This is a genomic window from Simplicispira hankyongi (assembly GCF_003570885.1).
Classification (GTDB): domain Bacteria; phylum Pseudomonadota; class Gammaproteobacteria; order Burkholderiales; family Burkholderiaceae_C; genus Simplicispira; species Simplicispira hankyongi.
Genome location: NZ_QXJC01000003.1, coordinates 221,496 through 234,130, shown reverse-complemented (window position 1 = coordinate 234,130; position 12,635 = coordinate 221,496). Strand labels below are relative to the sequence as shown.

Annotated in this window: 11 protein-coding genes; 3 read left to right on the top strand and 8 right to left on the bottom strand. The window is 65.3% G+C overall.

What is annotated here, in order from left to right; all coding sequences use genetic code 11:
- Positions 1 to 6 precede the first annotated feature (6 nt).
- The 6 genes from D3F03_RS07780 to D3F03_RS07755 all read right to left on the bottom strand — a co-directional run bounded on the left by D3F03_RS07780 (position 7) and on the right by D3F03_RS07755 (position 8,467).
- A complete protein-coding gene (locus tag D3F03_RS07780) occupies positions 7 to 1,494 on the bottom strand; it encodes a nucleobase:cation symporter-2 family protein (protein ID WP_119108825.1) in 1,488 nt (495 codons plus the stop codon).
- 336 nt (positions 1,495 to 1,830) lie between these two features.
- Positions 1,831 to 3,615 carry a gamma-glutamyltransferase gene (gene ggt, locus D3F03_RS07775; RefSeq protein ID WP_119108824.1) on the bottom strand — a complete coding sequence of 595 codons (1,785 nt, stop codon included), beginning with the start codon at positions 3,613 to 3,615 and terminating at the stop codon, positions 1,831 to 1,833.
- A 117-nt stretch (positions 3,616 to 3,732) separates the two neighbouring features.
- The gene (locus D3F03_RS07770; protein ID WP_119108823.1) at positions 3,733 to 4,992 is read right to left on the bottom strand and encodes a M20 family metallopeptidase; all 1,260 of its coding nucleotides are present in this window, start codon (positions 4,990 to 4,992) and stop codon (positions 3,733 to 3,735) included.
- Positions 4,989 to 6,770 carry a 2-oxo-4-hydroxy-4-carboxy-5-ureidoimidazoline decarboxylase gene (gene uraD / locus D3F03_RS07765; protein ID WP_119108822.1) on the bottom strand — a complete coding sequence of 594 codons (1,782 nt, stop codon included), beginning with the start codon at positions 6,768 to 6,770 and terminating at the stop codon, positions 4,989 to 4,991. Before uraD ends, D3F03_RS07770 begins: the two co-directional genes overlap by 4 nt.
- A 64-nt stretch (positions 6,771 to 6,834) precedes the next feature.
- On the bottom strand, positions 6,835 to 7,785 hold the full coding sequence (puuE, locus tag D3F03_RS07760; protein WP_119108821.1) for an allantoinase PuuE: 951 nt from the start codon (positions 7,783 to 7,785) through the stop codon (positions 6,835 to 6,837).
- Positions 7,786 to 7,798: 13 nt separating this feature from the next.
- A complete protein-coding gene (locus D3F03_RS07755; protein WP_119108820.1) occupies positions 7,799 to 8,467 on the bottom strand; it encodes a GntR family transcriptional regulator in 669 nt (222 codons plus the stop codon).
- An 87-nt stretch (positions 8,468 to 8,554) separates the two neighbouring features.
- Between D3F03_RS07755 and uraH the strand changes: the two genes are divergently transcribed.
- A complete protein-coding gene (gene uraH / locus D3F03_RS07750) occupies positions 8,555 to 8,905 on the top strand; it encodes a hydroxyisourate hydrolase (RefSeq protein WP_119108819.1) in 351 nt (116 codons plus the stop codon).
- Between the two features lie 169 nt (positions 8,906 to 9,074).
- Here uraH and D3F03_RS07740 read toward each other — a convergent pair whose 3' ends face one another.
- Positions 9,075 to 9,584, bottom strand: coding sequence for a hypothetical protein (locus tag D3F03_RS07740; RefSeq protein WP_119108818.1), 510 nt, complete (start codon positions 9,582 to 9,584; stop codon positions 9,075 to 9,077).
- Between the two features lie 28 nt (positions 9,585 to 9,612).
- On the opposite strand from D3F03_RS07740, the gene xdhC reads away from it, so the two are divergent.
- Together xdhC and D3F03_RS07730 are read left to right on the top strand one after the other, a co-directional pair.
- Positions 9,613 to 10,452 carry a xanthine dehydrogenase accessory protein XdhC gene (gene xdhC / locus D3F03_RS07735; protein WP_119108817.1) on the top strand — a complete coding sequence of 280 codons (840 nt, stop codon included), beginning with the start codon at positions 9,613 to 9,615 and terminating at the stop codon, positions 10,450 to 10,452.
- 193 nt (positions 10,453 to 10,645) lie between these two features.
- The gene (locus D3F03_RS07730; protein ID WP_119108816.1) at positions 10,646 to 11,878 is read left to right on the top strand and encodes a urate hydroxylase PuuD; all 1,233 of its coding nucleotides are present in this window, start codon (positions 10,646 to 10,648) and stop codon (positions 11,876 to 11,878) included.
- A gap of 33 nt (positions 11,879 to 11,911) precedes the next feature.
- Here the strand turns inward: D3F03_RS07730 and D3F03_RS07725 are convergent, their stop codons facing one another.
- Positions 11,912 to 12,544, bottom strand: coding sequence for a TetR family transcriptional regulator (locus D3F03_RS07725; RefSeq protein ID WP_119108815.1), 633 nt, complete (start codon positions 12,542 to 12,544; stop codon positions 11,912 to 11,914).
- Positions 12,545 to 12,635: the final 91 nt, after the last annotated feature.

Here is a 12,635-nt window from a genome sequence, read left to right as displayed (position 1 = left end):
CGCCAGTCAGTGGGCTTGGGCCTGGCGAGCAGCGTGGACGGCAGCCGAGGTGTCCCCGTTGGTGCCGTTGAAGAACACGTTGAGCAGAACGGCCGTGACCGACGCCAGCAGGATGCCCGACTCGATCAGCGGGTGGATGGCGTGCGGCATCCACTGGCGGAAGTTGGGCGCCACCAGCGGGATCATGCCCACGCCAATGGAGACGGCGACGATCATGGCGTTGGCCCGGTTGTCGCGGAAATCGACGCCGCCCAGGATGCGGATGCCGGTGGCGGCCACCATGCCGAACATCACCAGCCCCGCGCCGCCCAGCACCACGGTGGGAAGGGATTCCACCAGCGCGCCCATCTTGGGCAGTACGCCCAGGATGATCAGAATCACGCCGCCGGCCACGCAGACAAAGCGGCTCTTGACGCCGGTGACCGCCACCAAGCCCACGTTTTGCGAAAAACTGGTGTAGGGGAAGGTGTTGAAGATGCCGCCAATCAGCGTGCCCAGGCCGTCGGTGCGCAGGCCCCGTGCCAGGTCCGCCTGGCTGATCTTCCGGTCGGTCATTTCGCCCAGCGCCAGGAACATGCCGGTCGATTCGATCATCACCACGATCATGATGAGCGTCATGGTGAGGATCAGGATGGGGTCGAAGATGGGCGTGGCGATCTCGAAGGGCAGGATGAGGTCGAACCAGGCGGCCTTGGCGACCTTGTCAAAGTTCATCAGCCCCATGGCAGCGGCGGCGACCGCTCCAATGACGATGCCCAGCAGCACCGAAATGTTGGCCAGAAAGCCCTTGGCAAAGCGGGCGATCAGCAAAATGGCTGCCAGCACCAGCCCCGAAATCCCCACGCCGGTCAAGTCGGCATAGCGGGGGTTGGGAATGGTCGGCACCACGGCAAACCCCTTGGGGACGGGCGGCAGCGAACTGCCCGGCGCGCCGACGGCGGCCTGCACCTCGCTGAGCCACTTGACGTAGTCCGGGTTGACCACGGCGGGCGCCGTAGGGCCCACCGGGTTGCCAAAAATCCAGTTGATACCGACCCGCATCAGGCTGATGCCGATCACGGCAATGATGGTGCCGGTGACCACCGGCGGAAAGAAGCGCAGCATGCGGCTGACCGCTGGCGCGATCAGGATCGATATGACTCCCGCGCCGATGATGGAGCCAAAGATCAGCCCGGCGCCGGCGGTGCCCCCCGTGGTCTGCGCCATCGACACCATGGGGGCGACGGAGGCAAAGGTCACCCCCATCATCACCGGCAGCTTGATGCCGAACCATTGGGTGGCGCCGAGCGCCTGGATCAGCGTGACCAGGCCGCAGCAGAACAGGTCGGCCGAGATCAGCTTGGCCACCTGGTCGGGCGTGAGGTTGAGGGCGCGCCCGACGATGAGCGGCACGGCAATGGCGCCCGCATACATCACCAGCACATGCTGGAGTCCCAGCGCAGTCAGCCTGCCCAGCGGCAGGTGTTCGTCAACAGGGTGAACAGTCGCTTGCATGAAACATTCCTTGCGGGGTGCGAAGAAAAAGGGTGGCCGCCAACGCTCAGCCGTGCATGGCGGCTGAGTCCATACAAAAAGTGTATACAAACCATAAGAAGATTCGACTAGAGAGAAACCCTGCGCTCCCGCGCGATCTGGGTTCTGGCTGCGGATCTTCCTCACCTGAAAAGAGGAAAAAGTTTTAGTAAAAAATGCCTCTATCGCTTACTGGTAAAGCGCATGCAGCTATATATTCAATAGCAAGTGCGGATTCTGCATGCCGCGCGCACAACTGCCATGACCCCAAAAAAAGCCGCCCGGCGCGGGGCGGCTTGTGAAGGGAATGAGAGCGCCTCAATAGCCCAGCGTCTTGCCATCCGGATTGCGTGGGTCCGAATAGCCGTAGAGCACCCCGCCGCGCAGGCCAATGGTCTGCGTGCGCCCCATCGAGGCCTTGACCACGACCTTGTGCCCGCGCTGGCGCAGCAGGGCCATCGTGTCGGGGGAGAGGCCCTTTTCCACGCGCAGTTCGTCGGGCGTCCATTGGTGGTGCACGCGCGGCGTGGAGGCCGCTTCGGCCGGGTTCATGCCAAAGTCAATGGTGTTGACCACGGTTTGCAGCACGGTGGTGATGATGCGCGCGCCGCCCGGGCTGCCGGTCACCAGCACCGGCTTGCCGTCCTTGAGCACCAAGGTCGGCGTCATCGACGAGAGCGGACGCTTGCCAGCCGCTACCGCATTGGCCTCGCCCCCCACCAATCCATAGGCGTTGGCCACGCCGGGCTTGGCGGAGAAATCGTCCATTTCGTTGTTGAGCGTGATGCCGGTGCCGGCAGCCACAATGCCGCTGCCGAAATTGGTGTTCAGCGTGTAGGTGACGGCCACCGCATTGCCGGCCTGGTCCACGACCGAGAAGTGCGTGGTCTGGTCGCTTTCGTAGGGCTGGGGCTTGCCGGGTTGGATGCTCTTGCTGGGGCGTGCATGGTGGGGGTCGATGCCCGCGGCGAGCTGCGCGGCGTAGCGCTTGGACGTCAGCCCCTTGAGCGGAATCTTGACGAAATCGGGGTCGCCCAGGTATTGCGCGCGGTCGGCGTAGGCCAGCTTCATGCTCTCGGCCATGTAGTGGATGGTCTGCGCGCTATTGGGCCCCCACTCGCCCAGCGGCAGGGGTTCGAGCATGTTGAGCATCTGCACCAGGTGTGGGCCACCGGAGGAGGGCGGCGGCATGGTGACGATCTCATAGCCCCGGTAGGTGCCGCGCGTGGGTTCGCGCTCCACCACCTTGTAGCTGCGCAGGTCGTCCAGCGTGAGGGCGCCTGGGTGGGATGCCATTTCGGCGGCGATTCTCGTGGCGATCGCGCCCTCGTAGAACGCCTTGGCGCCTTCGCTGCCAATCAGGCGGATGGAGGCGGCCAGGTCTTTTTGCACCAGCAAGTCGCCGGACTTGAGCGGCTCGCCGTTCTTCCAGAAGATCGCCTGCGTGGCGGGCCACTGGCCCATGGTCTTCCTGGTCTGCAGCAGCACCTTGGCCAGGGTTTCGCTGACCGGGTAGCCCTGCTCGGCCAGTGCGGCGGCCGGTGCCACCACCTTGGCCAGCGGCATCGTGCCCCAGGTCTTCAGGGCGTGTTCCATGCCGGCCACCGTGCCCGGCACGCCAACCGCATAGTGCGTGAAGAGCGATTTGCCGTCCACCACATTGCCCTTGGCATCGAGGTACATGTCGCGCGTGGCCGCGCGTGGCGCCATTTCGCGAAAGTCGAGCGCCACGCTTTTGCCGGTCTTGGCGTCATACACCACCATGAAACCGCCGCCGCCCAGGTTGCCGGCGTTGGGCAAGGCCACGGCCAGGGCAAAGCCGATGCCGACGGCCGCGTCTACGGCATTGCCGCCGCCCTTGAGGATGTCGAGCCCAATCTGTGAGGCCAGTGCCTGCTCGGTCGCCACCATGCCGTGGTGCGCCACCACGGGGTGGAACACGTCCATGTCGAAGTCGTAGGCGGCGCTCGCGTCCTGGGCGGCAGTGGTTTGCTGAACGGTGGGAGCGGTTGGCGCGGCCGCCTGCGGCGCGGAGCCGCAGGCGGCCAAATTGAGCAGCGTGAGCGCAAGGCTGCTGGCCAGCAGGGTCTGACGGAGTTTCATAGGGGTGTCTCCTCGGGTTGGATCGGACCTTCGAGGGACACCGGATGCGCGGAGCAGGCGGGATGCCAGAAGGCGCCGGCCAGTGTAGGGCGGTGCGGCCCCGCGTGCAGAAGGCCGTTATGCCGATTGCGCCAGCAGGTCATGCAGCGCGCGGGCCACCACCTTGGTCGCGCGCCGCAGGTCTTCCAGGTCAAGGCGCTCGTCAGCGCGCTTGGCGTGGGATTCGAGCACCGTGCGCGGGCCGGCGCCGTAGATCACGCCCGGAATGCCCTGCTCGGCGTACAGGCGCACGTCGGTGTAGAGCGGGGTGCCCACGGCCGGTGGCACTTCGCCAAACACCTCGCCCGCATGCTTTTGCAGGGCCTTGACCAGCGGCTGGTTGCCGGGCAGCGGCGTCATGGCATTGGCCAGCAGTAGCCGGCGGATGTCCACCGTGATGCCGGGGCATTCGCCTGCCGCTTTGGCGATGCAGGTGCGGATGCCAGCCTCGACCTCAGCGGGGTTTTCTTCGGGAATCATGCGCCGGTCGAGCTTGAAAGTGACTTTGCCGGGGACGACGTTGGTATTGGTTCCGCCCTCGATGCGGCCCACGTTCAGGTACGGGTGGGTGATGCCGGGAACCTCGGAAAGCACTTTGCGGTTTTCGATGTTGAGGGCGTACAGGGCGTTGAGGATATGCACGGCACCCTGCAGGGCATCGACACCGGTGTCGGGCACGGCCGCGTGCGCCATCTTGCCGTGCACCGTCACTTCCATTTGCAGGCAGCCGTTGTGCGCGGTGACCACCTCGTACGAGAAGCCGGCCGCCAGCAGCAAGTCAGGATGCGTCAGGCCGTGCTTGAGCAGCCAGCCCGGGCCGAGCAGACCGCCAAATTCTTCGTCGTAGGTGAAGTGCAGCTCCACCGCGCCTTGCGTGGGCCTGGCCACCGCTTCGAGCGCGCGCACCGCGAACGTGAAGCTGGCGAAATCGCCCTTGCTGACCGCGGTGGCGCGGCCGTACATCTTGCCGTCCACGATCTCGGCGCCATAGGGGTCGTGCGTCCAGCCCTCGCCCGGCGGCACCACGTCGCCATGGGCGTTCAGCGCCACGGTGCGGCCACTGCCTGCAGGGCCGTAGGGGCGGCGCACGATCAGGTTGGTGATGCTCTGCATGCCATACGCCTGCACCTCGGCCTGCGGTACGGCGTGGCGCTCCACCTCGAAGCCCATGGGCGCTAGCAGCTCGGCCGTGCGCTCGGCGTGCGGCGCGTTGTTGCCGGGGGGCGTGTCGGTGGGCACGCGCACCAGGGCCTGCAAGAAAGCCACTTCCTCGTCGAAATGCTGGTCGATCCAGGCGTCAAGCGCTTGGTAGGGGGCGGCGGCGGTCGTGGCGGTCATGTGGGTTCCTTGGCAAGTTGGTGCAGCACATGGCCGAAGGCCTGCACGGCCAGCTCCATGTCGTCGTTGGTGGTCGATTCCAGCGGGTTGTGGCTGATGCCGGCGTTCTCGCCGCGCACGAACAGCATGGCCTGGGGCATGACTTCGTGCAGCTTCATGGCGTCGTGGCCGGCGCCGCTCGGCATGCGGTGCACGGGGATGCCAGAGGCCGCCACGGCGCGCTCCCAGCGCTGTTGCCAGGGCGCTGCGCTGGGCGCGGCGGCGGCGCGCATGGATTCCTCCAGCCGATAGTGCAGGCCGCGGCGAGTGGCGATGGCGGCGAGCTGGGCCAGCACATCCTTGCTCAGCGCGTCGCGCTGCGTGTCATTCGGCGCGCGCAGATCCAGGGTGAACTGGCAGCGGCCGGGCACGACGTTAATCGACCCACTGGGCACGTTCAGCACGCCGATAGTGCCCACCGAGTTCCCGTCCTGCGCGGCCCGCTGCTCCACATACAGCAGCAGCTCGGCCACGCCCGCTGCAGCGTCGCGCCGGCGGTCCATGGGGGTAGTACCCGCATGGCTGGCCATGCCCAGCATCTCGCCGACGTAGCGCACGCCACCGTTGATGGAGGTGACGACGCCCAGCGGCAAATCGAGCTCATTGAGCACCGGGCCCTGCTCGATGTGGACTTCGATGAAGCCCAGGTACTGCGCCGGGTCGCGTTGCAGCTTGGGGATGTCGGCAATGCACAGGCCGGCATGTTCCATGGCGGCACGCATGCTGACGCCGTCCGCATCCTGCTGCTCCAGCCACGCTGGGTTGAAGTGGCCGATGAGCGCGCCCGAACCCAGGAAGGTGGCCTTGTAGCGCTGGCCTTCCTCCTCGGCAAAGCCCACCACTTCGATGGCAAAGGGCAGGCGCTTGCCAGCGCGGTGCAGCTCGCGCACGCAGGCCATGGGCACGAAGATACCCAGGCGCCCGTCGTACTTGCCGCCGTTGCGCACGGTGTCGTAGTGCGAGCCGGTCAGCAGGGTCTTGGCCGCTTTTGCTTCGACGGCCGCGTGGTATTTGCCGACCACGTTGCCCACGGCGTCGATGCCGACTTCGTCAAAGCCGCAGTCGCGCATCCAGTGGCTGATGCGCTGCGCGCAGGCGCGGTGCGCATCGGTCAAATAGGTGACGGTGAGCTGGCCCTGTTCGGCGTAGCCGGGGTCGGAATGGCGGGCGAGCGACTCGTGCCAATCCCAGACATCGTTGCCGAGTACGGGATGGGCGTCGAACTTGTCAGCGAGGCGGATTTCGGCAATGCGGTGGATGTTGCGCAGCGCCTCGGCGCGCTCGAAGTCGGGGTGGTTGTCCAGGCGCCGGGCAAAGGTCTCGATGATCTGGCTGCGGGACAGGCCCGTGCCGCGCGGGCCGCGCACTGCCAGGATGAAGGGGAAGCCAAAGCGCGCGTTGTAGTCTGCATTGAGCTGCTGGATGCGCGCGAATTCTTGGGGGGAGCAATCGGTCAGCCCCGCAGTGCCCTGCTCGTGGGTGGATTCCGCCGTGAGGGTCTGGCTCACCATGGCCTTGCCGGCCAGTTCCGGGTGGGCGCGAATCAGTGCGAGCTGCGCATCGGCCGGCGCATTGCGCACGGTGCTCGCCAGGGCGTGCTTGAGGTGGGCGAGCGAGCGAAACGGGCGCTCGGCCAGGGCTTGGCTTGCAATCCAGGGCGAGTGCTCGTAGACGCCGTCCAGCAGCGCCAGCGCCTCGGCGGGGCTGGCGGCGTTGAGTTCCTGCAGGGTCAGAACCATGGGCTTTCCTATCAAAAAGTGAGCTGCCAACGCTTACCAGATAAGCGCTAGAGGCCAATTTTGTTCAAATTTTCGGTGTAGGATGCTGCTCCGCCCAATGGCGGGCGATGTCGATGCGGCGGCACACCCACACACCCTGGTGCTGCGCGATGTGGTCCAAAAAGCGCTGCAGGGCGGTGATGCGGCCGGGCCGCCCAAGCAGGCGGCAGTGCATGCCGATGCTCATCATCTTGGGCCGGTCCAGGCCCGCTGGGTCGCCTTCGGCATACAGCACGTCGAAGGTATCGCGCAGGTACTGGAAGAAGGGGTCGGCGTGCGAATAGCCCTGCGGCAGGGCAAAGCGCATATCGTTGCAGTCCAGCGTGTAGGGCACGATGAGCTGGGGCACTGCGCTGCCGTCGGTTTTGCGCACCTTCATCCAGAACGGCAGGTCGTCGCCGTAGTAGTCGCTGTCGTAGGCAAAACCGCCGAAATCGGCCGCCAGGCGGCGCGTGTTCGGGCTGTCGCGGCCGGTGTACCAGCCTTCGGGGCGGGTGCCGGTGAGGCGTTCGATGATTTCCATGGCCTGCGCCATGTGTTCGCGCTCGACGGCTTCGGGTACCTGCTGGTAGTGAATCCACTTGAGGCCGTGGCAGGCGATCTCGTGGCCGGCCTGGACGAAAGCCTTTGCCACCTCGGGGTGGCGCTCCAGCGCCGTGGCGACGCCGAACACCGTGAGCGGCAGGCCGCGCTGCTGGAATTCCCGCAGGATGCGCCAGACGCCGGCGCGCGAGCCGTATTCGTAGATGCCCTCCATGCTGATGTGGCGCTCGGGGTAGCTCGCGGGGTTGAACATTTCCGACAGAAACTGCTCGGAGCCGGCGTCGCCATGCAGCACGCAGTTTTCGCCGCCTTCCTCGTAATTGAGCACGAACTGCACGGCAATGCGCGCGCCGCCGGGCCAGCGGGCATGCGGTGGCTTGGGGCCGTAGCCGACGAGGTCGCGCGGGTAGGCAAGGGTGCTGTCGTAAGTCATGGCGTGTGCAGATTCAAAGGGGTGAGAGCGCCAACGAAAGGTCGTTGACCGGGCGTTTGCGCTCGAAGGCGAGGCTGGCTTCCACATGTTCGAGGTGCTCGTGCATCAGTTGCACCGTGCGTGCCTCGTCGCGCGCCGCCAGCGCGGCGACGATTTCCGCATGCTCCTCGTGCGAGTGCGCCGCTTCGCTGGCGCTCTGGTACATCAGCGTGATGAGCGCACAGCGCGAGATCAGGTCGCGCAGCAGTTGGGCCAGCACGTCGTTGCCCATCAGTTCGGCAATGCGCACGTGGAAGTCGCCCAGCAGTTCGGTGCGCCCGCTGGTGTCCTGGGCGCCCAGGGCCGCGGCTTCGCTGGCGACATGGGCGCGCAGCGTCTTGATCTTGGCCGGTGTGACGCTCTGCACAAAGGCGCGCACCATTTGCGTCTCCAGCATGCGGCGCACGGCAAACACCTGGCGCGCTTCGTCGGCCGACGGGGTGGAGACAAAGGCGCCGCGTGCGGGCTCCAGCGTCACCAGGCGGTTCTGCGCGAGCTGGAACAGGGCCTGGCGCACCAGCGTGCGGGAGACACCAAAATGGTCCGCGAGCTTCTGCTCCGCCAGCTTGGTGCCGGGCTGCAGGCGGTGCTCGACGATGGCGCGGGTCAGCGATTCGACAATGGCGTGGGTGGAGGATTCCATGGCGGCATGATAGGCGCGATTGCCAAAAGTGTATACACTTTCGGTGCACAGAAAGTGCCCTGCCCCAGAACTTTAGGAGATCGCCTTATGGGCCTGAGTACCCACGTTCTCGACACCATGCATGGCTGCCCGGCGGCTGGCATGCGCGTCGCCCTCTTTTCCACCGACGGTGAGCAGGCCACGTTGCTCAAGGAGCTGGTACTGAACCAGGATGGACGTACCGATGCGCCGTTGTTCGACAACGCCTCGCTGCGCACCGGAACGTACCGCCTCACTTTTGATGTGGCGCGCTATTTCAAGGGCAAGGGCGTGGCCTTGCCGGAGCCGAATTTTCTCGGCCAGGTCCGTCTGGATTTCGGAGTGGCCCACGCCGATCAGCACTACCACGTACCGCTGCTGGTCAGCCCCTGGAGCTATTCGACCTACCGGGGGTCGTAGCGAGAGTGGGCTGCGAGTGCGGAATAGGGCTCGGGCGATGAAGTGGGCGCGGCCCAGGTCAGGGATGCCGAGCAAGGGCAGCCCCGCAGTGAGGGCATCGTCCCCCTTCCCGGATGGCGCAGCCATGCGAGAGAAGGGGGAAGGCGCGAAGCGCCTCAGGGGAATGCACTTAGTCCTGCCCTTCCGTCAGGGTATCGAGTTGAAATTTGCCGCTCTTGTCCCACAGCCAGGTGTCGGTGTAGGTGACCTTGCCCATACGGGCGGGCGCCGGGAAGGGGGCGGCTGCGCGCACGGTGCGCTCGATTTCGGCCATGACTTCTGGTGCCTGGTGCGGTGCGCGCATCCAGGATGTGCGCAGCACACGGCCTCGGGCGTCGATGTCCACTTGCAGCACCCCAATGGCATAGAGGAGCGGCGGCAAGCGGCCTTGGTAGATGCGGGATGCATTCAGGCCGTAGAGGTGGGTTGCGGCGTCCTGGCGGTAGGCGCGCGGGTCGCTCGCTGCCGAGGGGCGCGCCGAGCCCTTTGTCGCAGGGACAGGGCCGGTGACGTGGGGCACGCTGGGTGACGGACTGGGCGCCGAGCGGCAGGCGGCGATCAGGGCCGCGACCGAAGCCATGAGCCCGGTGCGAAACCAGCGCTGGCGTGGCACAGTCGGTGGCGGGGAATCGGGTTTCATAGCGATGGTCTTTGGAGGAGCTTGATTGATGGCATTTTTGCACCAGTTCCTGCAAATTCTTCGTAGGGCGCCAGCCTGTCTTGTGACGATAGAGAGCACCGTGGGCTCCACGCCGCGCGAAGTGGGCGCGTGGATGGCGGTGTTCGAAGATCAGGTGCTGGGCACCATTGGTGGCGGCCATGTGGAGTTTGCGGCCATGGCCCACGCGCGCACCCGCTTGCTTGGCCCCAAGACCCTACCGAATGAAACCCTGCGCTACGCCCTGGGGCCCAGCCTGGGCCAGTGCTGTGGCGGCGTGATGCACTTGCGGTTTGAAAATCTCTCGGCGCAGGATGCTGAGCTTGCGGACCTGCAAAAACGCCTCTCGCCCGCGCTCGAGCCTCTGGCGCTGTTTGGCGGCGGCCATGTGGGCCATGCGCTGGTGCGCGTGCTGGCGCCTCTGCCTTTCGCGATCACCTGGATCGATAGCCGCGACGGCATTTTCCCGGACCCGGCGCCGGAGAGCGTGGTGTGCGAGCATTCCGAGCCCGTGCACGGCGCCGTGCCGCAACTGGCGAGCGGCTCCCGCGTCTTGATCATGAGCTTCAGCCATGCCGAAGACCTGGACATCGTCGCTGCCTGCCTCACGCGCCACCGCACGGCGGCAGATCTGCCGTTCATTGGCCTGATCGGCAGCGCCACCAAATGGGCGACGTTTCGCAGTCGCCTGCGCCGCCGCGGCTTTTCGGCGGAGGAACTGCAGCATGTGACCTGTCCGATCGGGGTGCCAGGCATCCTGGGCAAACAGCCCGAGGTGATTGCCGTGGCCGTTGCGGCGCAGTTGCTGCAACAATTGAATGCTGGGTTTGAGGGTAAATCCGAGGTCTGATCGCCATCGCAGCGCTGGAATTGCACACAAAATTTGCATACACTTCGTGTCTGTGTCGCAGCGGTGCCCAGGGCGGGCGGGTCCAATGGCCCACGCACCCCGAGTGCGCGACCTCTTTTTCTGCTCAGAGCGCCCGCAGTGGTGAGCAGGCTGTCACAGCGGCGTGCATCGCAACCGCCGCGGAGGTCACCACATGGAAAGCTATCTGTTTGACTGGGCCAACCTGCTGCTGCGCTGGGTCCACGTCATCACCGCCATTGCCTGGATCGGCTCGTCGTTCTACTTCGTCTTTCTCGACAGCAGCCTCACGCCGCCCGAGGACGCGGAGCAAAAGCGCCAAGGCGTCAGCGGCGAACTCTGGGCTGTGCACGGTGGGGGCTTCTACCACCCGGTCAAGTTCAATGTGGCACCGCCCCAACTGCCCAAGCATTTGCACTGGTTCTTTTGGGAAAGCTATACCACCTGGCTAAGCGGCTTCTCGCTGTTCACGGTGTCGTACCTTTGGAGCGCCAGCACCTATCTTGTAGACAAGTCCAAGATGGCATGGGCCCCCGCCGAAGCCATTGCCGTGGCGCTCGCCTTTCTGGTGGTGTTCTGGGTGCTGTACGACGCCATTTGCCGCGTGTTTGGCCAGAAGAAGAATGGCGACACCATCGTAGGTTTGCTGGTGCTGGTGCTGGTGTGCATGGCCTCCTGGCTGGCCTGCCACTGGTTTGCGGGGCGCGCAGCCTTTTTGCTGGTGGGTGCCATGATGGCCACCGCCATGAGCGCCAACGTGTTTTTCTGGATCATTCCGGGCCAGCGCACCGTGGTGGCACAGATCAAGGCCGGCCAGCCGGTCGACCCGATCCACGGCAAGCGCGGCAAGCAGCGCAGCGTGCACAACACGTACTTCACGCTGCCGGTGCTGTTTGCCATGCTGAGCGGCCACTACAGCTTTACCTGGAACCACCCGCAGAACTGGCTGGTACTGATTCTGATGATGTTTGCCGGCGCCGCGATTCGCCAGTTTTTCGTCACGCGCCACGGTTACAAACTAGGGCGCAATGGCAACCCGCTGCCGTACGCGCTGGTAGGCATGGCGGTGATTGTGGGCGTCATCGTTTGGTTGCGGCCGGCTCCCGTGGTTGCGAGTACTACAAGTTCGATAGCTTCCAGCGCAAGCCAGTCAAGCGCTGCAGGGTTAATTGGCTATGAAAAACTCCATGCCGTTCTCGAACAACGCTGCTACATGTGCCACGGCGCCCAGGTACAGATGAAGAACATACGGCTCGATTCACCAGCCCTGGTACGACAGAACGCACAGAGCATTTACCAGATGGTGGTGGTGCAAAAGCTCATGCCCATGAACAACGCCACCGGCATGACGGACGAAGAGCGTGCGCTGGTGGGGCGCTGGTTCGAGGCGGGTGCGCCGGTGCAATAGCGCCGACGCAATAGGGGGTGCTGCGCTGCGGCCTCAGGCAGGCGCGGCGCAGGCGGCATCGTCCAGTCCCAACCCCCGCAGCCAGTTTGCTACGGCGGCGCGGCCGGTTTCTGCCAGATCAAAGGCGTCTGGGTCCAGCAGCCAGCTTTGCAGCAAACCCTCCACCAGCGCCTGCAGGCCGATGGCTGCGAGCGTGCTGCTCAAGGGCGGTGGCTGCTTTTGCGCGGCAAATGCGACGGCCAGAGCACGTTCGCTGCGCGCCGTCCAGGCCCGGTGGGACGACAAATGCCGGGCGCGGATCGCGTCGAGTTCGCCGACATATTCAACGCGGTGGATCGCAATGCGCATGACGCGGCGCAGGTGCGGGTGGTGGGCAATGCCCTCAAGCGCCCCCACCAGGCCGCAGCACAGCTGCGCCATATCGATCGCCGCCTCGTCGCACGGCATGTCGGGCGCGAGCGCCTCGGTGGCGCGCTCGATCATGGCATCAAACAGGGCGGCCTTGTCGGCAAAATGCCAGTAGATGGCACCGCGCGTGGTGCCTGCGGCCTTGGCAATGTCGGCCAGCGAGGTGCGAGAGACACCGTGCTCGTCAAACAGCAGCTCTGCCGCATCGAGCAGCGCAGCGCGGGTGATCTGGGCTTCAGCCTTGGTACGACGGGCCATGGTGCGAACGGAAAATCATGGCGGTCATGGTACATACATTCATGGTTGTATGTATAATTTTTTGTATTCCGAGCGGTTGGGCGCCTCTGCG

Excerpts from the sequence above, each read along its gene's own strand:
- D3F03_RS07780 (WP_119108825.1), bottom strand. The coding sequence starts at position 1,494 with ATGCAAGCGACTGTTCACCCTGTTGACGAACACCTGCCGCTGGGCAGG.
- ggt (WP_119108824.1), bottom strand. The coding sequence starts at position 3,615 with ATGAAACTCCGTCAGACCCTGCTGGCCAGCAGCCTTGCGCTCACGCTG.
- D3F03_RS07770 (WP_119108823.1), bottom strand. The coding sequence starts at position 4,992 with ATGACCGCCACGACCGCCGCCGCCCCCTACCAAGCGCTTGACGCCTGG.
- uraD (WP_119108822.1), bottom strand. The coding sequence starts at position 6,770 with ATGGTTCTGACCCTGCAGGAACTCAACGCCGCCAGCCCCGCCGAGGCG.
- puuE (WP_119108821.1), bottom strand. The coding sequence starts at position 7,785 with ATGACTTACGACAGCACCCTTGCCTACCCGCGCGACCTCGTCGGCTAC.
- D3F03_RS07755 (WP_119108820.1), bottom strand. The coding sequence starts at position 8,467 with ATGGAATCCTCCACCCACGCCATTGTCGAATCGCTGACCCGCGCCATC.
- uraH (WP_119108819.1), top strand. The coding sequence starts at position 8,555 with ATGGGCCTGAGTACCCACGTTCTCGACACCATGCATGGCTGCCCGGCG.
- D3F03_RS07740 (WP_119108818.1), bottom strand. The coding sequence starts at position 9,584 with ATGAAACCCGATTCCCCGCCACCGACTGTGCCACGCCAGCGCTGGTTT.
- xdhC (WP_119108817.1), top strand. The coding sequence starts at position 9,613 with ATGGCATTTTTGCACCAGTTCCTGCAAATTCTTCGTAGGGCGCCAGCC.
- D3F03_RS07730 (WP_119108816.1), top strand. The coding sequence starts at position 10,646 with ATGGAAAGCTATCTGTTTGACTGGGCCAACCTGCTGCTGCGCTGGGTC.
- D3F03_RS07725 (WP_119108815.1), bottom strand. The coding sequence starts at position 12,544 with ATGGCCCGTCGTACCAAGGCTGAAGCCCAGATCACCCGCGCTGCGCTG.